This window comes from Pseudooceanicola sp. (assembly GCF_041987405.1).
Classification (GTDB): Bacteria; Pseudomonadota; Alphaproteobacteria; order Rhodobacterales; family Rhodobacteraceae; genus Pseudooceanicola.
This window is the reverse complement of record NZ_JBHIWR010000002.1, coordinates 665,624-687,297: the sequence shown is the minus strand read 5'-3', so window position 1 is coordinate 687,297 and position 21,674 is coordinate 665,624. Positions and strand designations below refer to the sequence as shown.

The following is a 21,674-nucleotide window of genomic DNA, read 5'->3' as shown; positions in this document are numbered from 1 at the left end:
ACGCTGCGTCAGACCCAGTTCGAGGCCGCGAAAGATCGACAGGCGATCCTCCGCGCTCAGATGTTCATAGTTTCGTCCCATCGCAACAGCACCTTATCGCTGTTGCACTTCAACTGTGACTCTGCAGCCCTTGAAGAAGGAGATCACGAAGACCGCCGTCAAGGCGGCCGTGATGGCGGCGGGGGTGAGAAGCTCGGTCATGGGGTCTCCGGTCGTCGGGCGATGTGACGGCGGGCGGGGCGGAAGGTCAAGCGCGTGTCCGGTGGCTTGTTCTCCCTGGGGCCAGCCGGAGGATCCCCCGCCCCCTTCTCCCCGGAGCGTTTTCGCTGTGACGCCGCGCGCGCCGCGTGATAGGCCAAGGGCATGAGTCACATCCCCTCCAAAGACGAGATCCTGCAGTGGATCGCCGACAATCCCGGCCTGAGCGCCAAGCGCGACATCGCGAAGGCCTTCGGCATCAAGGGCGCGGCCCGGATCGACCTAAAGCGCGTGCTGCGCGAGTTGGAGGAGGAGGGCCATCTGGAGAAGCGGAAAAAGACCTATCGCGATCCCGACCGTCTGCCCCCCGTCTCGGTCCTGCTGGTCAACGGGCCGGATGCGAATGGCGATCTGACCGCGAAACCGCTGGAATGGCAAGGCGAGGGCGAGGAACCCGTCGTGCACATGGTGCTGCGGAATGCCGATCCGGCGCTTGGCGCGGGGGACCGCATCCTCGCACGGTTGACGCTGATCGAGCATGGGCCGGACTACGAGGGGCGGCTGATCCGGCGGATCGGGCATAACCCCAAGCGGATCCTCGGGATTTATCGTGCGGGGTCGGAAGGCGGGCGCGTGGTTCCGATCGACAAGGGTTCGGATCTGGAGTGGATGGTGCCCCCGGGCGCGACCCACGGCGCCAAGGATGGCGAGCTGGTCGAGGCCGAACAGGCCGGACCCAAGGCGCGCATGGGGCTGCCCAAAGCGCGGGTGGTCACCCGGCTTGGCGATCCTTCGGCGCCCCGGGCAGTCTCGCTCATCGCGATCCACCAGCACGGCATTCCCGACGACTTCCCCGACGAGGTGATCGAGGAAGCGGACAAGGCCAAGCCCGTCGGCCTGAAGGGGCGCGAGGACCTGCGCGACCTGCCCTTCGTGACCATCGACCCGTCGGATGCGCGCGACCATGACGACGCCTGCTATGCCCATGCGGATGAGGACCCGAAGAACGAGGGGGGTCATGTCCTCTGGGTCGCAATCGCGGATGTGGCGCATTATGTGCGCCCCGGCTCCGCGCTGGACCGTGAGGCACGGAAGCGCGGGAATTCGACCTATTTCCCCGACCGCGTGGTGCCGATGCTGCCGGACCGACTGTCGGGTGACCTCTGCTCCCTGCACGAAGGGGTGCCAAGACCCTGTATCGCGGTGCGGATGCGGCTGGATGCCCATGGGGTCAAGCTGGGCCATTCGTTTCACCGCGGGCTGATGCGGTCGTCGGCCTCGCTGGCCTATGAAGAGGTGCAGGAGGCGATGGACGGTCGCCCGAACGACAAAAGCGGCCCCCTGCTGGAGGAGGTGATCCGGCCCCTCTACGCCGCCTATGACGCGCTGAAAGAGGCGCGGGCGCGGCGGCAGCCGCTGGATCTGGATCTGCCGGAGCGCAAGATCGTGCTCAGCGACGAGGGCGAGGTGCTGTCGGTCCGGTTCCGCGACCGGCTGGACGCGCACAAGCTGATCGAGGAATTCATGGTGCTGGCCAATGTCGCCGCCGCCGAGACGCTGATCGCCAGGAAATCCCCCCTGCTTTTCCGCGTGCACGAAGAACCGCCGCCGGAGAAGATGGAGAGCCTGCGCGACACGGCCTCATCTGCCGGGTTTACGCTGGCCAAGGGGCAGGTGATCAAGACGGCGCATCTGAACCAACTGCTGAACGCCGCCGCCGGAACGGATCAGGCGGAGTTGATCAACATGTCGACCCTGCGCTCGATGACCCAGGCCTATTACGCGCCGCAGAACTTCGGCCATTTTGGCCTGGCATTGGCGAATTACGCGCATTTCACCTCGCCGATCCGACGCTATTCCGACTTGGTGGTGCACCGCTCGCTTGTGGCGGCGCATGACTGGGGTGATGACGGGCTGACGGGCGAGCAGATCGCGGAGCTGGACAGTGTCGCCGCCCATATCTCCGAAACCGAACGCCGGTCCATGGTGGCCGAACGCGACACGACCGACCGTTACCTCGCCGCCTATCTGTCGGAACGGGTCGGGCAGGAGTTCGAGGGGCGGATTTCCGGCATTGCCCGCTTCGGCGCCTTTGTGCGGCTGGACGAAACCGGGGCGGACGGGCTGGTGCCCATGCGCAATCTCGGGGCGGAATATTTTCACTACGACCGCGAGGGCGCGACGCTCATGGGGGCGGACTCGGGCGTGGTGATCCAACCGGGGATGCGCGTGACCGTGAAACTGGCCGAGGCCGCGCCTGTGACCGGCGGGCTGATGCTGGAACTGCTGTCGCTGGATGGCGAGGTGGTGAAACACGGGCCGACCGGGCGCGGGCCGCGCGGGCGGGGACGCTCTGCTGCTGGCGGGCCGAAGCGGAAGCTGGTGCGCGCGAAGAAGAAGGGCGACAAGGTGAAGAAGAAGCTGAAGCGACAGCGGCGGTGAGGGGATGAGGGGCTGTCTGCCCCTCTTGGCCTGCGGCCAATTCACCCCCGAGGATATTTTCGGCAAAAAGAAGGTGTTACTCCGCCGGCCGCCAGAAGACCGGCGCGTCGGGGGACGAAGCCTCTGCATCGTACTGGTAGCCGCCGAAGTCGAAATCCCGGATCCCCTCCGGGTCGGTCAGCCGCCGGGTGATGATGAACCGCGCCATCGACCCCCGGGCCTTCTTGGCGAAGAAGGAGACGATCTTGGCCTTGCCGTTCTTCTCCTCAAGGAAGGTCGGGGTGATGACGCGCAGGCCCAGTTTCTTCACATCCACCGCACCGAAATATTCCTGGCTGGCGCAGTTGATCAGGGTGTCGGTGCCAATCGCCTCGGCCTGATCCTTCAGCGCCTTCGCCGGGGTCGCGCCCCAGTAGTCATAGAGGGTCTTGCCGCGTCGGGTCTTCAACCGCGACCCCATCTCCAGCCGGTAGGGCTGGATGCCATCCAGCGGCCGCAGCACTCCGTATAGCCCCGAGAGGATGCAGAGGTGATCCTGCGCCCAGTCCAGCTCCTCCGGCTCCAGCGATCCGGCCTCCAGCCCCTGGTAGGTGTCGCCGGCAAAGGCCAGGGCAGCGGGGCGGAGGGCGTCCTGTGACGGGTTATCCGCAAAATCCCGGAACCGGTCCCGGTTGAGCTTGGCCAGGTCGTCGGAGAGGTCCATCAACCCCTTGAGTTCTTTCAGGGTCCGGCCGCGCATCGTGCGGGCGAGCGAATTGGCCTCCGACAGGAACCGGGGTTCGGTCATTGGGATATCGCGGGCATCCCAGTCGAGCCGCTTGGCGGGAGAGATCGTGATCAGCATGTCGGTGACTTAGCTCGCCTCTGCAATGGCGTCCAGAAAGGCCGCGCCGAAGCGCTCGGCCTTGCGGTCGCCGAGAATACGTTCCAGCGCGGCGGGATCGCGCGGTTTCATTTCAACAATCTTGGCGATGGTGGAGGCGGAACAGGACAGCGGTTTTTCGGTCCCGTCCGTGCCGTGGTGCAGATCGCGCTGCAATTCCATCAGCCGGTCATAGAGATCGCCGCCCCGGCCTGCGAACTTCATCCGCTTGGGGTGCATCTCCTCCACCGTGCCGGTGATCACCGACAGGAAGGTCGCGCCGTAGGTATCCAGCTTTTTTGCACCGACGCCGGAGATCCCGGCCATTTCGTCCAGTGTCTGCGGCCGGACCTCCGCCATCTCGATCAGGGTGCGGTCGTTGAAGATGATGTAGGCGGGCACCCCCTGCCCCTCGGCCAGTTCGCGGCGCTTGGCCTTGAGGGCCGACAGGAGGGGTTCGTCCTCCTCGTTGACCAGCGTCTTGACGGCTGGGCGGCGGGTCTTGGCGGCGGTGATCGTGTCGCGGCGCAGGGTGATGCTGTCCTCGCCGCGCAGGATGGGGCGGGCACTCTCGGTCATGGTCAAGGCGCCGTGGCGGTCGGGGTTGGGGCGGATCAGGTCGTGGCCCATCATCTGGCGGAAGATGGCCTGCCATTCCGGGCGCTTGAGGTCGCGACCGACACCGAAGGTCGGCAGATCCTCATGCCCCCGGGCGCGGACCTTGTCGGTCGGATTGCCGGTGAGGATGTCGATCAGATGCCCCGCGCCGAACCATTCGTCGGTGCGCAGGATGGCCGACAGCGCCTTGCGCACGGCCTCCGTCCCGTCGAAGGTCTCCGCCGGTTTGTCGCAGAGGTCGCAGTTGTTGCAGGTGCCGCCCTCCTCGCCGAAATAGCGCAGCAGGGTGGCGCGGCGGCATTCCAGCGCCTCCGCCAGACCGAGCAGTGCGTTCAGCCGCCCATGGTCGGCCATGCGGCGTTCGGGCGGGGCGAGGCCCTCGTCGATCTGGGACCGGCGCAGACGGATGTCATCGGGGCCGAATAGCGTCAGCGTCTCGGCAGGCGCGCCATCACGCCCGGCGCGGCCGATCTCCTGATAATAGGCCTCGATGGACTTGGGCAGGTCGGCATGGGCGACCCATCTGATGTCGGGCTTGTCGATCCCCATGCCGAAGGCGACGGTGGCCACGACGATCAGCCCGTCCTCCTGCTGGAACTGCGTCTCGGCGGCGCGGCGGGCGTCGGGCTCCATCCCGCCGTGATAGTGGATCGCGGCATGGCCCGCCTCGCGCAGGGCCTGGGCCAGGGTTTCCGTCTTGGCGCGGGTGCCGCAGTAAACGATGCCGGACTGGCCCTTACGGGCGGCGGCAAAGGTCAGGATCTGGCGGCGGGGCTGGTCCTTGGCGGAGAAGGCCAGGTGGATGTTCGGACGGTCGAAGCCGCGCAGGAACTGCTCCGGCGCGTGGTGGGGGAAGAGACGTGTGATGATCTCCGCCCGCGTCTCCGCATCGGCTGTGGCGGTGAAGGCGGCGACGGGGACGTCCAGCGCGGCGCGCAGCTCCCCGATCCGCAGGTAGTCGGGGCGGAAGTCATGGCCCCACTGGCTGACGCAATGCGCCTCGTCCACGGCGATCAGCGACACGCCGATCCGCCCCAGCATGTCCTGCGTCCCGACGGAGGCAAGACGTTCCGGCGCGAGGTAAAGGAGCTTCAGCCGCCCGGCGTGGATCGCCTCCCAGACCGCCTCGGTCTCTTCTTCGGTATTGCCGGAGGTCAGCGCCCCGGCCTCCACCCCCGCGGCCCGCAGCGCCCGCACCTGATCGCGCATCAGCGCGATGAGCGGGGAAATCACCACGGTCACGCCGTCGCGCAGCAGGGCAGGCAGCTGATAGCACAGCGATTTGCCCCCGCCTGTCGGCATGATGGCCAGGGTATCGCGGCCTTGGGTGACGGCGCGGACGATCTCCTCCTGCCCCGGGCGGAAGGCATCGAAGCCGAAGATTTCGCGCAGAAGCGTGGCGGGTGCGCGGTCCTGTTCGGGCATTCTGCCCCCTCATGTTCCGGATGACTGCTCTTATTCGGCCACAAGGCCGTTAATCGCCAGTAAACCAAAATATGGGGGGAGGATTCAAGCAAAAGGGGCGCATCTTGTGCACCTCCGGGACTTCATCTTTCCAGAAATACTCATTTGCCCGACACCGCAGCCGGGCGCGCCGTCAGTAGAAGGCGGCGACGTTGTTGGCCAGGATGATGCGCAGCGCATAGACCCCGATCAGCACGACCAGCGGCGCCAGGTCCAGCCCGCCCATGGGGGGCAGGATGCGGCGGATGGGCCCGTAGATCGGTTCCATCAGACGGTTCAGACCGTACCAGATCTGGCCGACGAACTGCTGGCGGACGTTCAGGATCTGGAAGGAGATCAGCCAGCTCATGATCACATGGACGATCACGAAGAACCACACGATGTCGAGGATCAGCATGAGGATCTGGAAAAGCGACTGCATCTGGGTCTCCTGTCTGGGTCCGCTCTACCTAGGGACGCAAGGACCTTTAGGCAAGGCGTTGTGCATCCGGGACCTTGAGAAAGGATTGACGTCAGGTAGACGTTGACCTTCGCGTCAACGCGGACAGATATCACGGTCAGGAGGTGCGCCCGTGTATCCGTTCATCCGTCTCGCCAAGGAAATCGTCAAGTTCCGCTCCGCGCCGCCGCTCGGGCTGCGGGATGTTCATGTCTCGCATCACCGAATCTGGCCCTGGGACTTGGATTTCATGTCCGAACTGAACAATGGCCGCACCCTGTCGATCTTCGACCTGGGGCGCATCCCCTTTGCCATGCGATCGGGGCTGTTCCGGGTGCTGCGCAAGCGGAAATGGGGGCTGACGGTGGCCGGGTCGGTGGTGCGCTACCGACGCCGTCTGACCGTTCTGGAGCGGGTGGAGATGCAGTCGCGCCTCTTGGGCTGGGACGGGCGTTTCGTCTATATCGAACAGTCGATGTGGGTAAAGGACGGCACCTGCGCCAATCACGGCATCTTCCGCACGGCGCTGGTCGGCAATGGCAAGATGGTCCCGACGGAGGACATCCTGAAGGAGCTGGGGGTCGCCGATACCTCCCCCGATCTGCCGGACTGGGTCGCGGCCCTTTTCACCGCCGACGACAGCCGCCCCTGGCCGCCCGCCCGGGTCTGAGGCCAAGCATCATTTCATAAAGGATTTTCTTGCCCCCTCGCCCCTTTCCGGCTCATATCGCCGCAAAGCGGGGGAATGGTATGGAATTGCGCAAGCGGATCTGGGGTTGGTTCTTTTTCGACTGGGCCAGCCAGCCCTACAACACCTTGCTCATCACCTTCATCTTCGCACCCTACGTGCAGGAACTGATCGGCGACGGCGCGCAGGCGCAGGCCGCCTGGGGCTTTGGGGTGGGGCTTGCCGGGTTCACCATCGCCATCCTCGCGCCGATCCTCGGGGCGATTTCCGATGTCTCGGGCAACCGGCTGAAGTGGATCTGGCTGTTCTCGATCCTCTATGTGGTGGGGTCGGGGATGCTGTGGTTCGCGGCGCCGGGTGATTTCGATCTCTACACGACGCTCTTCTTCTTCGGCATCGGCATGATCGGGATGGAGCTGGCGACGATCTTTACCAACTCCATGCTGCCCGACCTCGGCTCGAAGGAGGAGATCGGGCGGATCTCCGGCAATGGGTGGGCCTTTGGTTACCTCGGCGGGCTGGTGGCGCTGGTCATCATGCTGGTGCTGCTGGCGGAGAATGCAGAAACCGGGAAGACACTGATCGGCATCTCCCCGATCCTCGGACTGGATGCGGAGATGCGGGAGGGCACGCGGGCCGTGGGGCCGCTGACGGCGATCTGGTACGCGGTCTTCATGATCCCCTTCTTCGTGTTCGTGCGCGACCCGAAGGCGGCCAGACCCGCCAAGGGCGCGGTCGGCTCCGCGTTGAAGGGGCTGGTCGGGACGATCCGGAACCTGCCGCGCACGCCCTCGCTCTTCGCCTATCTGTCGTCGTCGATGTTCTATCGGGACGCGCTCAACGGGATGTATGTCTTCGGCGGGATCTATGCCTCCGGCGTGCTGGGCTGGTCGGTGGTCTTCATCGGTGTCTTCGGCATTGTCGCCATTATCTCCGGCGCGATCTTTGCCGTGGTCGGCGGACGGATGGATCAACGCTTCGGGCCCAAACCCGTCATCATCGGGTCGATCCTGATCCTGTCCTTCGTGGCCGTTTCGATCATTTTCGTCTCGCGCGAGTCGGTCTACGGCATCGCCGTGGCCGAGGGGTCGATGCTGCCCGACATCACCTTCTTCGTCTTCGGCGCACTGATCGGCGCAGCGGGCGGCGTGATCCAGGCGGCGAGCCGGACCATGATGGTGCGGCAGGCCAACCCGGACCGCATGGCCGAGGCCTTTGGCCTTTATGCGCTGGCCGGCAAGGCGACCTCTTTCCTCGCGCCGACCCTGATCGGGATCGTCACCACGATGAGCGGGTCCCAGCAAATCGGGGTTTCGCCGCTCATCTTCCTCTTCCTCCTTGGCCTCATCCTGCTAGTCTGGGTGAAACCGGAAGGAGACCCCGCGCAATGGTCCGAAAGCTCTCAGCCCTCGTCCTGACCCTGTTTCTGAGCGCCTGTATCGGGGGCAACACCACGCCGATGCAGTTCTCGTCGCAGCAGGAGATCCCCGCCTCCATGCGCGGCAAGGAAGCTCGGCAGCTGTTCGGCGCGATGAAACAAGGCAGCTTGAATCGCGCGCAGCCTTTCGGCGGCTATTCCAAGGGCTGTCAGGACGGGGCGGTGCAACTGCCGGAGACCGGGCCGACCTGGCAGGCGATGCGCCTGTCGCGGAACCGCAACTGGGGCCAGCCGGAGCTGATCGACTATCTGGTAAAGCTCAGCCAGAAGGCGGCGCAGCAGCCTGGCTGGGCGGGTCTCTATATCGGGGATCTGTCGCAGCCGCGCGGGGGGCCGATGCTGTCGGGCCATGCCTCGCATCAGATCGGGCTGGATGCGGACATCTGGATGCTGCCGCCGAAACGCCTGAACCTCAGCCGGTCCGAGCGGGAAAACCTGTCCTCCATCTCGCTGCGCCGGGATCGGGGGGCCTATGTCAACGCGAACTGGACACCGCAGCATCACCAGGTGCTCAAGGCCGCCGCCAGTGATCCGCGGGTCGCGCGGATATTCGTCTTCCCCGGTGCCAAGGTGCAGATGTGCAAGGACGAAAAGGGCGACCGGTCCTGGCTGCGCAAGATCCGCCCCTGGTATGGCCACCACTATCATTTCCACGTCCGCCTGAGCTGCCCCAAGGGGATGCGCGGCTGCGTGGATCAGGCCGCCCCGCCCCCGGGCGACGGCTGCAAGGATGCGGAGGACTGGGTGCGCAACATCCTCAACCCGCCGCCGCCCGACCCCGATGCGCCCAAGCCGCAACCGCGCCGACAACTCACCATGGCGGATCTGCCGGGCCAATGCGTCAACGTACTACAGTCGCGATAGGCATCGCCGCGGCCCTGGGTCTCTGGGCCGCCATCATCCTTCAGACTGAAACGATCCGGATCACCGATACCCCGGAGCCGATTGGGGGGCTCTCCGGCCTCGTGGTCGGTGCGGACGGGGGGACGTTCACCGCCATCAGCGATCGCAACATGCTGATCCGGGGCCGGTTCCTCCGCGAGGCGGGACAGTTGCAAGGTGCGGAGGTGACGGAGGTCCACCGCCTGCTGGACGCGCAGGGGCGGGAACTGGTCGGGCCCTGGAACGATGCGGAGGGGCTGGCGATCAATGCCGAAGGGCTGCCCGTCGTCTCCTTCGAGACGATGCTGCGGGTGCGTGTCTTTGGCCCGGATCTGCGGGAACGTCTCCTGCCCGATCTGCCGCCAACCGACCTCTATCATGCCAACCTCGGCTTCGAAGCATTGGCCCTGGATGCCGAGGGGCGTGCCATCCTGATCTCCGAGAAAGAGCTGCGCGGCGGGGAGACGGCCGTGATCCTGCGGCAGACAGAGGACAGCTGGGAGCCCTACGGCAGCCTCTCCATCGACCGCCGGTTTTCCCCGACCGGGGCGGATTTCGGACCGGACGGCGCGCTTTATGTTCTGGAACGACAAGTCGGGCTGCTTGGCCTGCGCTCGCGCATCCGGCGGGTTGTGTTGAACGGCGAGGACGGCCTGGAAGGAGAGATCCTCTGGGCGCCGCGCCGGAGCTACGGCAACCTGGAAGGGCTGAGCCTGTGGACCGACGCGGCAGGCGCACTGAGGGCGACAATGGTGGCGGACGACAACCAGCTGCCCTTCCTGCCCGGTGGCTTTGCCGAGATAATCCTTGCCAAGCCCGGCGTGGCGGAGTAACCCCCGGCCCCGCGCCATGGGGCGCACAAGTCTCCGCGACCTTGTCTAAAAAACGGTATCAGATATGACCCGCATTCTTCCCGGCGTTCTCGCCATGGCCGCCGTTGTTGTGGCCTCCAATATCCTCGTTCAGGTCCTGTTCGGCCAATGGCTGACCTGGGGGGCCTTCACTTACCCCATAGCCTTCCTCGTCACCGATGTGATGAACCGCGTCTACGGTGTGTCTGCCGCGCGGCGCGTGGTGGTCATCGGCTTTGTCGTCGGCGTGATCTGTTCGCTGATCGGCACGCAGATCATGGGCGAGTTCGGCCCGCTGGTGACCTGGCGGATTGCGCTTGGCTCCGGCCTCGCCTTCCTGACCGCGCAGATGATAGACGTCTCTGTTTTCAACCGCTTGCGGGATGGGTCCTGGTGGCGGGCGCCGCTCGCCTCGACGCTGGTCGGGTCGTCGCTGGATACGGCGATCTTCTTTACCGTCGCCTTCTCCGGCGCCCTTGTTTTCCTGGAGCCGGGCAATGATGTCTCCTGGGCCGGGGAGGCGCTGCCGCTTCTGGGCGTGGGGCCGGTGGTGCCGCTCTGGGTGTCGCTGGCAGTGGCGGACTGGATGGTGAAACTGGGCCTCGCGCTGCTGGCTTTGCTGCCTTTCCGGGCAATTGTCGCGAAACTTTCACCACAGGTAGCGTGATTTCTTTTGACAGACACGAAATCTGTGGCACCATCCTCATATCGGAAACTGATGAAAGGAGGTGCTCTAGTGTCTATTGGGATTACGGAGAGAGGTGTCGGAACAGTCTGGAAGGAGACATCCTGAGGCAGCCCTTGGGGTGTTTTTGACCAGATTGGTGCACGCCTAACCGGCGCACCTCCTGAACTCGAGGGGGCCATCCGATCCGATCGGATGGCCCTTTTGCTTGTCTGAACGGACATCGGTATTACGTCGGTATCGTGTCGGTATCACGTCGGTATTTTCGGAAGATCAGCATGTTACGCATCACGGACCAGATCACGATCGAAGACTGGGAGATCACGGAGCAGTTCGTGCGCTCCGGCGGTCCCGGCGGGCAGAACGTGAACAAGGTGTCCTCGGCCGTCGAGCTGCGGTTCGAGGCGGAGCGGTCGCCCTCCCTGCCCGACGCGGTCAAGCGGCGGCTGCGGCGGCTGGCGGGGCGGCGCTGGACGAAGGACGGGGCGATCGTGTTGCAGGTCTCGTCGGAGCGGTCGCAGGCCCGGAACCGCGAGATCGCGCGGGAACGGCTGGCGGAGTTGGTGCGCAAAGCCACGGTCGCGCCGAAGCGGCGGATCCCGACCAAGGTCTCGGCCAACCAGAAGCGGAAGCGGGTGGAGGCGAAGAAGGCCCGGTCAGAGGTGAAGGAAGGCCGTGGGTGGGAGAGGTGATCCCACGCACCTTATGTTTTTCGGAACACCGATCATGTGTCCCGCCCGGCGGATACGCCGGGCAGCGCCGACCCGCCCCCCAGGGCGGCGCTATTGCGCCACCCTCGGGTCGGTCGCTGCCCTCAGTTTGGACCGGAGAGGCGTTCCCTACACATTGGGCGCGTTTTGGCATATATTGCCAATGACCGCTCAAAGGAGGCTTCGATGGCCACGCGCAATGTCGTTCTGACGGATCAGCAGGAAGAGCTGGTCGGTCGTCTTGTCGCCTCTGGCCGGTATCAGAACGCGAGCGAGGCGCTGCGGGCCGGGTTGCGGCTGTTGGAGGCCGAGGAAGCCGGGACGGCGGAGTTGCGGGCGCGGCTGGCGGAAGGACTGCGTCAGGCCGAGGCCGGAGAGCTGGCCGAGGGCAGCGGGGCGGAGGCGGTGCGGCGGGCCTTTGCGAAGGCGCGGGATCGGGCGTGACCCGACCGTGGCGGCTGACCCGGCAGGCGGAGGAAAGCCTGACGGAGATCGCGCTCTGGACATATGAGACATTCGGACCGGCTCAGGCAGAGGCCTATCAGGCGGAGCTGCTGGCCTGCTGCGAAGGGATCGCGGCGGGAGAGGCGGTGACGCAGGGCTGCGATGTGCTGGTGCCGGGGGCGGAGGGGCTCCGGTTCGCGCGGGCGGGCGGGCATTACGTGGTGTTCGTGGAGCGGGACGGGGCGGTTGTGGTGGTGGACGTGGTGCACCAGCGGATGGATTTGGGGAGACGGGTGCGGGAATTGGGGCGGTAGGGTGCGTGATGTCACGCACCGATGGCGGGGCGGCAGGTGGTGCGTGCGAGCACGCACCCTACGGGTTGCTTCCACAGCGTGAAGCCAAGAAAATTGTGATCATTTTTGTCCGAACAAGCGCGCTGACCAGAAAATATATACTTATCAATGCTTTATCCAGATATGCCTCCTCCCCCGCGACAAACTGTTGCAAAGTAGACTCTACCACATCACAGGAAACTTCCTATATACGACGGGTGCAGGCCCACAAGCTTGCAAATAGAAAAATAGACTCCGTTCCATTCGTCGCATATCAAAGTTTATGGGCAACTGTAACACGAATGGGCGGAGTCGACTAATTGTCCCACCGATTTTCAATACTCGTTGACGGCGGTTTCTTCACCAGAAAACTGTACCAGAAGTTGGGCAACAAGATCCCGAATGTTGATGATGTTGTTAGCGAAATTACTCGTATCCGCGAGAATGCGATGTTCTCGAATTATGAGTTCTTGAGAGCCTACTATTACGACGCATACCCCGCGACCGGAACTCTTAAACATCCCATCACTGGCGCGAAAATAAATCTTGCCGACACTGAAGTATTTCGGAGAAATCAAGCATTTCTTCAAAGCCTTGAGCTACAACCGGATATCTCTCTCCGAGCAGGAGAATTATCTCCTCGTGGCTACAAGCTGAATCCTAAAGCCCTAAGAGACGATTCTTTAGCCGAGCGAATATTGGATGAAAAGGATTTTACGCTCGATATCGAACAGAAAGGGGTCGATCTTCGCATTGGGTTGGACATAGCCCGATTGTCTCTCCGCGAACTCGTCCAAACGGTAGTTGTAGTGACCGGTGACAGCGACCTAATTCCGGCGTTCAAGTTCGCCAGGAGAGAAGGAGTCCGTGTGGTACTCGCTCACATGGGTCATGGCATAAAAAGAGAACTAAAGGCTCACACCGATGCCATGATCGGTCCAGACTAAACCACAACCTCCAAACTCTCCTGCTCCCCCACCCCAAACACCCGCTTGTACCGGGCGATCTCGTCTGCCGGACCCATGGCCTTCTCCGGGTTGTCCGAGAGCTTGACCGTCGGCCGTCCGTCCGCTGCCACGGCCTTGCAGACAAGCGAGAACGGGGCCAGCGCGTCGTCGTCGACCAGACCTCGGAAATCGTTGGTCAGCAACGTCCCCCAGCCGAAGGAGACCCGGACGCGGCCGGCGAACTGGCGGTGGAGTTCCTCGATCTTCTCGACATCCAGACCGTCGGAGAAGATGACGAGCTTCTGGCGGGGGTCCTCTCCGCGGCTCTTCCACCAGTTGATGGCGATCTCGGCGCCGGTGGCGGGGTCGCCGCTGTCGATGCGGATGCCGGTCCAGCCGGCGAGCCAGTCGGGGGCGTTTTCGAGGAAGCCTTTGGTGCCGTAGGTGTCGGGCAGGATGATGCGGAGGTTGCCGGAGTGCTCCTCGTGCCAGTCGGCGAGGACGTCGTAGGGCGCGCGGGCGAGCGCGGCGTCGTCCTCGGCCAGGGCGGAGTAGACCATGGGGAGTTCGTGGGCGTTGGTGCCCACGGCCTCCAGATCGCGGCGCATGGCGATGAGGCAGTTGGAGGTGCCGGTGAACTTGTCGCCCAGCCCTTCGATCATCGCCTGCACGCACCAGTCCTGCCAAAGGTGGGAATGGCGGCGGCGGGTGCCGAAATCGGCGATGCGGAGGCCGTCAACCTCGCGCAGGCGTTCGATCTTTTCCCAGATCTTGGTCATGGCGCGGGCGTAGAGGACCTGCAGCTCGAACCGCTTCATCCGGTCGAGGATGGCCCGGCCGCGCAGTTCCATCAGGATGGCGAGGGCCGGGATTTCCCAGAGCATGACCTCGGGCCAGGAGCCTTCGAAGGTGAGCTCGTACTGATCGCCGACGCGTTCGAGGTGGTAGGGCGGCAGGCGGAGGTTCTCGAACCACTCCATGAAGTCGGGGCGGAACATCTGGCGCTTGCCGTAGAAGGTGTTGCCGCGCATCCAGGTCGACTCGCCACGGGTGAGGGAGAGGGAGCGGACATGGTCGAGCTGTTCGCGCAGCTCGCCCTCGTCGATCAGATCGGCGAGGGGGACGTGTTTGGAGCGGTTGATGAGCGAGAAGGTGACCTGGGTGTCGCGCTTGTTGCGGAAGACCGACTGGCACATCAGGAGCTTGTAGAAATCCGTGTCGATGAGGGACCGGACGATCGGGTCGATCTTCCAGCGGTGGTTCCAGACGCGTGTGGCGAGATCGGTCATCGTGCGGGCTCCTGCTTTGGGATAGGTTAAAGCAGGGCGCGCGGGGGAATGGCAAGCTGGTCCTCCTGTGGCGGCCGTGTGGGGCGCGGGCGGCGGACCTCGGCGTATCTCGGCCTCGGTCGCCCTCAGGTGATCGTCACCCCGGCGTCACGCATCCCGTCCAGTGCCGCCAGGAGCGAACCGTCGAGGTCGATGCCACGGCAGAGGTCGGTCAGCACGGTGACAATGAACCCAAGTTGCGCCGCGTCGACGGCGGAGAAGTTGACGCAGAAGTCAGTGGCGAGGCCGACCATGGTCAGGTTCTCGATGCCGCGGGTACGCAGGTAGCCTTCCAGCCCCGTGGGCGTGCTGTGGTCGTTCTCGAAGAAGGCGGAGTAGCTGTCGATTGCCGGGTTGAAGCCCTTGCGGATGATCAGGTCGGCGCGGTCCGTCGTCAGATCGGGATGGAAGAGCGCGCCGTGCGAGCCCTGAATGCAGTGGTCGGGCCAGAGGACCTGCGGACCGTAAGGCATGTCGATCATCTGCATCGGGTCCTTGCCGTCGTGCGAGGAGGCGAAGGAGGAATGACCCGCCGGGTGCCAGTCCTGCGTCAGGATCACCGTGTCGAATTCGGACATCAGTTCGTTGATGCCGGGCACGATCGTGTCGCCCTCGGCCACGGCGAGCGCTCCGCCGGGGCAGAAGTCGTTCTGGACGTCGATGACGATGAGGGCGCGGGTCATGGCGGGCTCCTGTCTGGGATCGGGGGGACGTTAACAGGCCGGGAGGCGGGGTCAACGTGCCGGGGGGCCGGGCGTGCGCCTCCGCCGACAGGGCGGATGGACGCGCGCGGCGGGCGCATTAGCTTGTCCCGGAAAGGAGAGATGACATGAGCCAGATGACAATCGTCGGACTGACCGGATCGCTGCGCGAGGGGTCCTTCACCCGCCAGATGATGGAAACCCTGCCCGAGCTTGCCCCCGGGGGCATGACGATCGACCTGATCGGGATCGGCCACCTGCCCTTCTACAACGCCGATCTGCGCGAGGACGGCCATGGGCCCGAGGTGGTGCAGGATTTCGCGGCGAAGATCGCGGCGGCGGACGGGCTGATCGTCGGGTCGCCGGAGTACAACCGCTCCTGCTCGGCGGTGATCAAGAACGCGCTCGACTGGCTGTCGATGGAGCCGGGCAAGCCGCTGGCGGGCAAGCCGACACTGGTGGCCACGCAATCGCCGGGGCAGCTGGGCGGCATCCTGTCGAACTACCATCTGCGTCAGGTTCTTTCGACGGTCGGGGCGGTTTTCGTGACCGGGGGCGAGGTCGCGATCACGCGGATGGGTGACAAGGTGTCGGACGGGCGGGTCAGTGATGCGGACACGCGGGAGTTTCTGGCCAAGAACCTTGGCAAGCTGGCCGATCTGGTCGATCTGCACCGATAGGGCGCGACCGCCTGTCGCTTGCCTTGTTGCAGGCGCGGGCGTAGATCGCGGGCCATGTACACCGTCGCCGCGCTCTATCATTTCACCCGTTTCGAGGACCCCGCTGCCCTGCAGGGGCCGCTACTGGACCTGTGCCGCGCGCGGGGGGTGACCGGATCGCTTCTGCTGGCGCAGGAGGGGATCAACGGCACGGTGGCCGGATCGCGCGGGGGCATCGACGCGGTGCTGGCCCATATCCGCGCCCTGCCCGGCTGCACCGATCTGGAGTGGAAGGAGAGCACGGCCAGCGAACAGCCCTTTGGCCGCATGAAGGTGCGCCTGAAGAAAGAGATCGTCACCATGGGCCAGCCGAATGTCGACCCGAAAGCCCGGGTCGGCCACTATGTCGAGCCCGCCGACTGGAACGATCTGATCCGGTCACCGGACGTGGCGGTGATCGATACGCGCAACGACTATGAGGTCGCCATCGGTACCTTCGAGGGCGCGGTCGATCCGCAGACTGAAAGCTTCCGCGATTTCCCGGCATGGTGGGAGGCCAACAAGGAGCGGTTTCACAACAAACGGATCGCGATGTTCTGCACCGGCGGGATCCGGTGCGAGAAATCCACCAACTACCTGCTGGGTCAGGGCGTTCCGGAGGTCTTTCACCTCAAGGGCGGGATCCTCAAGTACCTCGAGGAGGTCCCGGCGGAGGAGAGCAGCTGGCAGGGCGAATGCTTTGTTTTCGACGGCCGCGTTTCGGTCGGGCACGGGCTGGTCGAGGGGCCGCATGAGCTGTGCCATGCCTGCCGCCGCCCGATCCTGCCCGAAGACCGCACGCGGGCGGAGTATGAGCAGGGCGTCTCCTGCCATCTCTGCGTCAACCAGACAAGCGAGGCCGACAAGGCGCGGTTCCGCGAGCGCCAGAAGCAGATCGCCCTCTCCCGGGCGCGCGGGGAAAAGCATCTGGGCCGCGCCGATTTCTGAGCTGCCTCAGGCGGGGACGCGCCCCGCGCTGCGGGTGCGGAACAGGATCATCAGGATGATCCCGACGTTCAGCAGGTTCCAGGCGATGCCGTTGACGAAGGCCAGGAAATAGCTGCCGGAGATGTCGTAGATCCAGCCCGACATCCAGCCGCCGAGCGCCATGCCGATGATCGTGGTCATGATGACCAGCCCGACTCTGGCCCCCGCCTCCTTCGCGGGCAGGTATTCGCGGACGATCACCGCATAGCTGGGCACGATGCCGCCCTGCGACAGGCCGAAGACGGTGGAGACGACATAGAGCGACATCAGCCCGTCCGACGGCAGGTAGAGCACCAGCGCGAGGGTCTGCGCGACGGAGCCGATCAGCAGGGTGCGCACGCCGCCGATCTTGTCCGCCACCAGGCCGGAGAGAATGCGCGAGGCCACGCCGCCCAGCAGCATGAGCGAGAGCATCTGCCCGCCGACCGCCGGGCCGTAGCCGAGATCGACGCAGAAGGCGACGATATGGACCTGCGGCATCGACATGGCGACGCAGCAGCCGATCCCCGCGATGCCCAGCAGGATGGTCAGGGCGCGGGGCGAGAACCCGGTGGCGCGGGCCCGGGCGGAGCTGACCTCGTCGGAGCGGGCCATGGCCTCCATCGGCAGGCGGCGGCGCAGGAAGAGTGCGCCGGGGATCACCACGGCCAGGATGACCCAGCCCAGCACCGTGTAGACCGCCCGCCAGCCACCCGAGGCCAGGACGCCGGACAGGACCAGCGGCCAGATCGCGCCCGACAGGTAGTTGCCCGAGGCGATCAGCGCCACGGCGATGCCCCGCCGCCGCAGGAACCAGAGCGAAACATCGGCGATGAGCGGCGCGAAACAGGCCGCGGCGCCCAGTCCGATCGCCAGGTGCAGTAGGGTGACGCCCCAGATGCCGGGGAAAAGCGCGGCGGCGAGGAAGCCGAAGCCCTGCATCAGCGCCGCACCGGTCAGCGCCCAAGTGATGCCGAAGCGGTCCACCACGCGACCGATCAGCCCGTTGCCAATGGCAAAACCCGCCATGGTCAGCGTGTAGGGAAAGGTGGAATCGGCGCGGTCGAGGCCGAACTCCCGCTGCATCGAAGGCAGGACGACGATCACCGCCCACATGCCAACATTGCCGACAATGGAAATCGCCAGCGACAGCATCAGCCGTCGCCAGGAATATCCGCTGTCCAGTATCTCCGCCCCGTTCATGGCGCGACGCTAGGTCCGGTCCCGGCGGGCGGCAAGATCAAAAGCGCGGCGCAAAGGCGTGCGTGCGACGGGGCTGGACAGTTCGGGCGGGGTCCCTACTCTGCCGGCAAACCGGAGGATTTCATGAAACTGATCGACCTTGCCCGCCCGCTGGAGAACACGCCCTATGCCGACCCGCCGGGGCTGGCGCCCGAGATCACCTATCTGTCGCATGAGCAGACCGCGGATCAGATCCTCGGGTTCTTTCCGGGGGTTGCGCGCGATCAGCTGCCCGGCGGCGAGGGCTGGGCGGTGGAGCGGGCGCAGGTCAGCACGCATAACGGGACGCATCTGGACGCGCCCTATCACTATCATTCGACCATGGATGGCGGGGCGCGGGCGATCACCATCGACGAGGTGCCGCTGGAGTGGTGCATCGGGCCGGGGGTGAAGCTGGATTTCCGGCACCTGCCGGACGGTCATGTGGTGACGGCGGAGGAGGTCGCGGCGGAGTTCGACCGGATCGGGCATGAGCTGCAGCCGGGGGATATCGTTCTGGTGAACACTGCGGCCGGGGCGGCCTATGGGACGCCGGAGTATGTGGCGACGGGCTGTGGCATCGGGCATGAGGCGACCTGCTGGATGACGGAACGGGGGATGCGGGTCTGTGGCACGGATGCCTGGAGCTGGGATGCCCCTTTCGTGCATACGGCACAGCGGGTGGCGGAGACCGGGGACGCCGGACTGATCTGGGAAGGCCACCGCGCGGGCATGGTGCGGGGGTATTGCCATATGGAGAAGCTGGCCAATCTGGAGCAGCTTCCGGCCACCGGGTTTCAGGTCCAGTGCTTTCCGGTGAAGATCAAGGCGGCCAGCGCGGGCTGGTGTCGGCCGGTGGCGATCTTCGGCTGAGCGCCGTGGTGTGGCAGGTCCGATGGCGCTGGCGTGACGCGGGATCGGGGCGATCGGGGGCGTGCGGGGCTGTCGGTCGGAGCGCGCGGGCCTTGGCGAGACTGACAGGCCGCAGCTCGTCTCGGGCCAATCCGCCTGCATTAACTCGACCGCTTGAATTGACTTGGGCGGAGTTTGTGTCTCGCTGCGCGGCGGGTCGTCGCACGTGACGTTTCAGGCGTTTGGGACGATGTGCCGGTTCTAGTCGATGCCGGACCGCCGACCTGGCTGAGGGAGGCCTCTCAGGTTGGGGCGCAGAGGGCGTCGGCCCGACAGGTTTGCCCGTGGATCACGCTCAACCGGCCTGGCGCGCCGGTTCCGCGGCGGGCGGGGCCGGAATGGCAACCGATGATCGGAGGGGCGGCGGTGCGGTGAGCCGATCGGGGATGCGGAAGGTTGATCCGGCGGCGACCAGGCTGGCCAGTTCGCCGCGCAGGACCCGTATGGCGGCGGTTGTTTCCTCGAACATGGCGACATTTTTCTGGGTGTTGCTTTCCAGGTCCTCCGTCGCGCGGCTGACCTCCTGAATGCCGAGGTCGGTTTCGCCGGCCGCCGTCGTCACCTCCTCGATCCGGGTCACGACGCTGCCGATGCCGGTGACGATTTCTTCCAGCTCCGCGCCGGAGCGCTGTGCCTTTTCCACCCCCAGCCGGACATTGGAGGAAGAGGCCGCCACGATGTCGGAGATTTCGGCGGCAGCATCGGCGGAGCGACGGGCCAGGCCCCGCACCTCTGTCGCGACCACGGCGAAGCCGCGCCCGGCCTCGCCCGCGCGGGCGGCCTCGACCCCGGCGTTGAGGGCCAGCAGATTGGTCTGATGGGCGATATCCTCGATCAGTTTGAGGGTGTTTTCGATCCTGGAGGAAGAGTCGTGGATCTTCTGCATGGCCTCGACGGTTTCCTGCACGACCATATTGCCGGATTTGGCACGGTCGGCGATGGCCAGGACCTGGGCGCGGACCTGGTTCGAAGCCTCGGTCGAGTTGGACACGGCGACGGACATCTGATGCAGGGCGGCGGCGCTTTCCTCCAGCGAGGCGGCATTGTTTTCGGAACGCTGCGCGAGGTCGGTCGCCGCATCGGAGACCTCCCCGGCGGAGGATTCGATTTCGACGGCGGAGGTGAGGATCGTGCCGAGGGAGGTGCCGACGCTTTGCGAGGTGGCGTTGACCTTCTGCGCGATCTCGGAAAAGACACCGGAATAGCCTTCGCTCATCCGGTAGGTGAGGTCGCCCTCGGCCAGGTGATCCAGCGCGATCTGCACGGCGCCCAGCCCCTCGTTGGTGATCGTGCCGATCCGGTTCAGACCTTCGCAAATCTCGCCCAGGATGCCGGTCTGCCCCTCCGCCTCCAGCCGCTGCGAGAAATCGCCCGAGGCACAGGCCGCGACGACGCGGGATATTTCCGCCGCGATGGCCTGTTCGGCCTGGCGGGTTTCCTCGGCGTCCAGGCGGTCCTTCTCCAACCGGGCCTGTTCGGCGGCGTGATGCGCCTCTCTCTCGCGGGCGGCGGCGTCTCGGGCGGCAATGCCGGCGGCGTTTTCCGCCGCGGCCTTGGCGCGGGCGTCCAGGATGTTGTCGCGCAGGCGTTCGAGGGCATGGGCGATGCGCCGCACCTCGGGCGTGGCGACCCGTGGAACCTCGCTTTCAAGGTCCCCCTTGGCCATAGTGTCGGCGGTCCGCACCACCTGCATGACCGAGCCGAGGGCGGATTTGCAGGACAGGTAGGAGAGCAGGATCGCCGTCCCGAGGGACAGGGTGGTGAGGCCCAGTAGGAGAAGAACGAAGGTAAGTTTCTGTCGCGACAGGGCGGCGGCATCGGCCTGAATTTCCCGGGCGATCCAATCCTCCATCGCCTTGAGTTCCGTGATCCGGTCCGTTGCGGCCTGAAAGTAATCCTCCGCCGTCACCTCGGCCGTGTCGCGGCCCCCGGGGGCGAAGGCCAGCGCGCGCAGGGTCGCCAGACCTGCCGCAATGGGCCCCTGCTCCAACCTGTTCAGCCGGTCGAGGCCCGCCGGTGTGGCGTGCTGCCGGTAGACATCAAGCGCCAGATCCTGCTGCGAGATCAGGCGCTGCAGATGCAGTTGCCGGGGCAAGGAGAAATCCTTGGCGGCGAACATGCCGGAGCCGATCGCCCGTTCGATCCCCGCGCGTTCCTTGGCGATCAGGAAGGCGGAGAAACCGGAGAGTTCGGAGCTGATCTTCGGGTCGCGGGTCGCGGCGCCGATCAGGCCGATCGCCTCGATCGCGCGGGCGTTGTTCGCAGTGTAGTAGCCCAACGCCTCCGCCAGGGGGATGGTTTGGGCATCGACCTGGCTGCGGATCTCCGGCAGACGCTCCTCCTGCGTCAGCAAGGCGTTGACGATCGAGGCGATCTCTGGCGGCAGGGTGGCGGCGGTCGTGGCATACGCGCCCCGCAACCTGTTGAGGGCGGTGTCCGTTGCCTGCCGTTGTTCAGCCAGTTCCGGGCCGAAGGTGGTGCCGCCGGAGTTGAGGAAGACGCTGCTTTTGCCGCGTTCCCGCTGCTGTTCGTGGATGACCGCACCTAGGGCGACGGAGAGGTCCATCTGCCGTTCGATCCGCGCGGCATCGCGCATGGCGCCCCAGCCGGAGGACATGACCAGCGCGCCCAGAAGGATGGCGATGGCCGTCGGCAGACTGATCGCCAGAAAGACGGTCTTTGACAATGACAAGGCTTTGAGTCGCTGCATGGCCGCCCCTTGAGTTCGACAAGCAGACAAAGACAGACATGTTTTAAGATTTCACTGATCCCGCAGATCAAACCGCCGGAAGCCGCGTTGCAGCGCCCCCGATGCAGGTGGCCGAGAAGGGCGCGTCGATGATCAAAT

General features: G+C 65.3%; 21 protein-coding genes. 14 read left to right on the top strand and 7 right to left on the bottom strand.

Annotated elements, in window-relative coordinates:
• Together ACFC2Y_RS08155 and rnr are read left to right on the top strand one after the other, a co-directional pair.
• Window positions 1–228, top strand: a 228-nt coding sequence (locus tag ACFC2Y_RS08155; protein ID WP_375173755.1) for a hypothetical protein, incomplete at its 5' end; no start/stop codon positions are given.
• A 135-nt stretch (window positions 229–363) separates the two neighbouring features.
• Window positions 364–2,640 (top strand): ribonuclease R, encoded by a 2,277-nt coding sequence (rnr, locus tag ACFC2Y_RS08150; protein WP_375173756.1) that lies wholly within the window; start codon window positions 364–366, stop codon window positions 2,638–2,640.
• A gap of 76 nt (window positions 2,641–2,716) precedes the next feature.
• Here the strand turns inward: rnr and yaaA are convergent, their stop codons facing one another.
• From yaaA to ACFC2Y_RS08135, 3 genes are all read right to left on the bottom strand, one after another.
• Complete coding sequence (gene yaaA, locus ACFC2Y_RS08145; RefSeq protein WP_375173757.1) at window positions 2,717–3,484, bottom strand: peroxide stress protein YaaA; 768 nt, start codon at window positions 3,482–3,484, stop codon at window positions 2,717–2,719.
• Between the two features lie 9 nt (window positions 3,485–3,493).
• Entirely contained in the window at window positions 3,494–5,545 is a 2,052-nt protein-coding gene (gene recQ, locus ACFC2Y_RS08140; protein WP_375173758.1) for a DNA helicase RecQ, read from the bottom strand.
• 172 nt (window positions 5,546–5,717) lie between these two features.
• On the bottom strand, window positions 5,718–6,005 hold the full coding sequence (locus ACFC2Y_RS08135) for a YggT family protein (RefSeq protein WP_375173759.1): 288 nt from the start codon (window positions 6,003–6,005) through the stop codon (window positions 5,718–5,720).
• Between the two features lie 151 nt (window positions 6,006–6,156).
• Between ACFC2Y_RS08135 and ACFC2Y_RS08130 the strand changes: the two genes are divergently transcribed.
• From ACFC2Y_RS08130 to ACFC2Y_RS08090, 9 genes are all read left to right on the top strand, one after another.
• Window positions 6,157–6,693 (top strand): acyl-CoA thioesterase, encoded by a 537-nt coding sequence (locus tag ACFC2Y_RS08130; RefSeq protein WP_375173760.1) that lies wholly within the window; start codon window positions 6,157–6,159, stop codon window positions 6,691–6,693.
• A gap of 80 nt (window positions 6,694–6,773) precedes the next feature.
• Complete coding sequence (locus tag ACFC2Y_RS08125; RefSeq protein ID WP_375173761.1) at window positions 6,774–8,129, top strand: MFS transporter; 1,356 nt, start codon at window positions 6,774–6,776, stop codon at window positions 8,127–8,129.
• A complete protein-coding gene (mepA, locus tag ACFC2Y_RS08120) occupies window positions 8,099–9,013 on the top strand; it encodes a penicillin-insensitive murein endopeptidase (RefSeq protein ID WP_375173762.1) in 915 nt (304 codons plus the stop codon). The genes ACFC2Y_RS08125 and mepA overlap by 31 nt, the downstream gene beginning before the upstream one ends.
• On the top strand, window positions 8,986–9,864 hold the full coding sequence (locus tag ACFC2Y_RS08115) for an esterase-like activity of phytase family protein (RefSeq protein ID WP_375173763.1): 879 nt from the start codon (window positions 8,986–8,988) through the stop codon (window positions 9,862–9,864). The genes mepA and ACFC2Y_RS08115 overlap by 28 nt, the downstream gene beginning before the upstream one ends.
• 64 nt (window positions 9,865–9,928) lie before the next feature.
• Window positions 9,929–10,549: a queuosine precursor transporter gene (locus ACFC2Y_RS08110; RefSeq protein ID WP_375173764.1), complete on the top strand. Its 621-nt coding sequence runs from the start codon at window positions 9,929–9,931 to the stop codon at window positions 10,547–10,549.
• A gap of 296 nt (window positions 10,550–10,845) precedes the next feature.
• Window positions 10,846–11,259: an alternative ribosome rescue aminoacyl-tRNA hydrolase ArfB gene (arfB, locus tag ACFC2Y_RS08105; protein ID WP_375173765.1), complete on the top strand. Its 414-nt coding sequence runs from the start codon at window positions 10,846–10,848 to the stop codon at window positions 11,257–11,259.
• A gap of 204 nt (window positions 11,260–11,463) precedes the next feature.
• Window positions 11,464–11,721: a type II toxin-antitoxin system ParD family antitoxin gene (locus ACFC2Y_RS08100; RefSeq protein ID WP_375173766.1), complete on the top strand. Its 258-nt coding sequence runs from the start codon at window positions 11,464–11,466 to the stop codon at window positions 11,719–11,721.
• The gene (locus ACFC2Y_RS08095) at window positions 11,718–12,035 is read left to right on the top strand and encodes a type II toxin-antitoxin system RelE/ParE family toxin (RefSeq protein ID WP_375173767.1); all 318 of its coding nucleotides are present in this window, start codon (window positions 11,718–11,720) and stop codon (window positions 12,033–12,035) included. Before ACFC2Y_RS08100 ends, ACFC2Y_RS08095 begins: the two co-directional genes overlap by 4 nt.
• Before the next feature lie 338 nt (window positions 12,036–12,373).
• Complete coding sequence (locus ACFC2Y_RS08090; RefSeq protein ID WP_375186427.1) at window positions 12,374–13,000, top strand: NYN domain-containing protein; 627 nt, start codon at window positions 12,374–12,376, stop codon at window positions 12,998–13,000.
• Here the strand turns inward: ACFC2Y_RS08090 and pncB are convergent.
• Together pncB and pncA are read right to left on the bottom strand one after the other, a co-directional pair.
• The gene (gene pncB / locus ACFC2Y_RS08085) at window positions 12,997–14,289 is read right to left on the bottom strand and encodes a nicotinate phosphoribosyltransferase (protein ID WP_375173769.1); all 1,293 of its coding nucleotides are present in this window, start codon (window positions 14,287–14,289) and stop codon (window positions 12,997–12,999) included. The genes ACFC2Y_RS08090 and pncB overlap by 4 nt on opposite strands.
• A 125-nt stretch (window positions 14,290–14,414) precedes the next feature.
• Entirely contained in the window at window positions 14,415–15,011 is a 597-nt protein-coding gene (gene pncA / locus ACFC2Y_RS08080) for a bifunctional nicotinamidase/pyrazinamidase (RefSeq protein WP_375173770.1), read from the bottom strand.
• A 146-nt stretch (window positions 15,012–15,157) separates the two neighbouring features.
• Between pncA and ACFC2Y_RS08075 the strand changes: the two genes are divergently transcribed.
• Together ACFC2Y_RS08075 and ACFC2Y_RS08070 are read left to right on the top strand one after the other, a co-directional pair.
• The gene (locus tag ACFC2Y_RS08075; protein WP_375173771.1) at window positions 15,158–15,709 is read left to right on the top strand and encodes an NADPH-dependent FMN reductase; all 552 of its coding nucleotides are present in this window, start codon (window positions 15,158–15,160) and stop codon (window positions 15,707–15,709) included.
• A 54-nt stretch (window positions 15,710–15,763) separates the two neighbouring features.
• On the top strand, window positions 15,764–16,675 hold the full coding sequence (locus tag ACFC2Y_RS08070; protein ID WP_375173772.1) for a rhodanese-related sulfurtransferase: 912 nt from the start codon (window positions 15,764–15,766) through the stop codon (window positions 16,673–16,675).
• Window positions 16,676–16,681: 6 nt separating this feature from the next.
• On the opposite strand, the gene ACFC2Y_RS08065 is transcribed toward ACFC2Y_RS08070, so the two are convergent.
• Window positions 16,682–17,896: an MFS transporter gene (locus ACFC2Y_RS08065; RefSeq protein WP_375173773.1), complete on the bottom strand. Its 1,215-nt coding sequence runs from the start codon at window positions 17,894–17,896 to the stop codon at window positions 16,682–16,684.
• Between the two features lie 123 nt (window positions 17,897–18,019).
• Here ACFC2Y_RS08065 and ACFC2Y_RS08060 point away from each other — a divergent pair, with 123 nt between their 5' ends.
• Window positions 18,020–18,787 (top strand): cyclase family protein, encoded by a 768-nt coding sequence (locus ACFC2Y_RS08060; protein WP_375173774.1) that lies wholly within the window; start codon window positions 18,020–18,022, stop codon window positions 18,785–18,787.
• A gap of 334 nt (window positions 18,788–19,121) precedes the next feature.
• Here ACFC2Y_RS08060 and ACFC2Y_RS08055 read toward each other — a convergent pair whose 3' ends face one another.
• A complete protein-coding gene (locus ACFC2Y_RS08055; protein ID WP_375173775.1) occupies window positions 19,122–21,536 on the bottom strand; it encodes a methyl-accepting chemotaxis protein in 2,415 nt (804 codons plus the stop codon).
• Window positions 21,537–21,674 lie beyond the last annotated feature (138 nt).

Bases quoted from the DNA above. Each gene is read 5' to 3' on its own strand.
- rnr (WP_375173756.1), top strand. From the start codon at position 364: ATGAGTCACATCCCCTCCAAAGACGAGATCCTGCAGTGGATCGCCGAC.
- yaaA (WP_375173757.1), bottom strand. From the start codon at position 3,484: ATGCTGATCACGATCTCTCCCGCCAAGCGGCTCGACTGGGATGCCCGC.
- recQ (WP_375173758.1), bottom strand. From the start codon at position 5,545: ATGCCCGAACAGGACCGCGCACCCGCCACGCTTCTGCGCGAAATCTTC.
- ACFC2Y_RS08135 (WP_375173759.1), bottom strand. From the start codon at position 6,005: ATGCAGTCGCTTTTCCAGATCCTCATGCTGATCCTCGACATCGTGTGG.
- ACFC2Y_RS08125 (WP_375173761.1), top strand. From the start codon at position 6,774: ATGGAATTGCGCAAGCGGATCTGGGGTTGGTTCTTTTTCGACTGGGCC.
- mepA (WP_375173762.1), top strand. From the start codon at position 8,099: ATGGTCCGAAAGCTCTCAGCCCTCGTCCTGACCCTGTTTCTGAGCGCC.
- ACFC2Y_RS08115 (WP_375173763.1), top strand. From the start codon at position 8,986: ATGCGTCAACGTACTACAGTCGCGATAGGCATCGCCGCGGCCCTGGGT.
- ACFC2Y_RS08110 (WP_375173764.1), top strand. From the start codon at position 9,929: ATGACCCGCATTCTTCCCGGCGTTCTCGCCATGGCCGCCGTTGTTGTG.
- arfB (WP_375173765.1), top strand. From the start codon at position 10,846: ATGTTACGCATCACGGACCAGATCACGATCGAAGACTGGGAGATCACG.
- ACFC2Y_RS08100 (WP_375173766.1), top strand. From the start codon at position 11,464: ATGGCCACGCGCAATGTCGTTCTGACGGATCAGCAGGAAGAGCTGGTC.
- pncB (WP_375173769.1), bottom strand. From the start codon at position 14,289: ATGACCGATCTCGCCACACGCGTCTGGAACCACCGCTGGAAGATCGAC.
- pncA (WP_375173770.1), bottom strand. From the start codon at position 15,011: ATGACCCGCGCCCTCATCGTCATCGACGTCCAGAACGACTTCTGCCCC.
- ACFC2Y_RS08075 (WP_375173771.1), top strand. From the start codon at position 15,158: ATGAGCCAGATGACAATCGTCGGACTGACCGGATCGCTGCGCGAGGGG.
- ACFC2Y_RS08070 (WP_375173772.1), top strand. From the start codon at position 15,764: ATGTACACCGTCGCCGCGCTCTATCATTTCACCCGTTTCGAGGACCCC.
- ACFC2Y_RS08065 (WP_375173773.1), bottom strand. From the start codon at position 17,896: ATGAACGGGGCGGAGATACTGGACAGCGGATATTCCTGGCGACGGCTG.
- ACFC2Y_RS08060 (WP_375173774.1), top strand. From the start codon at position 18,020: ATGAAACTGATCGACCTTGCCCGCCCGCTGGAGAACACGCCCTATGCC.
- ACFC2Y_RS08055 (WP_375173775.1), bottom strand. From the start codon at position 21,536: ATGCAGCGACTCAAAGCCTTGTCATTGTCAAAGACCGTCTTTCTGGCG.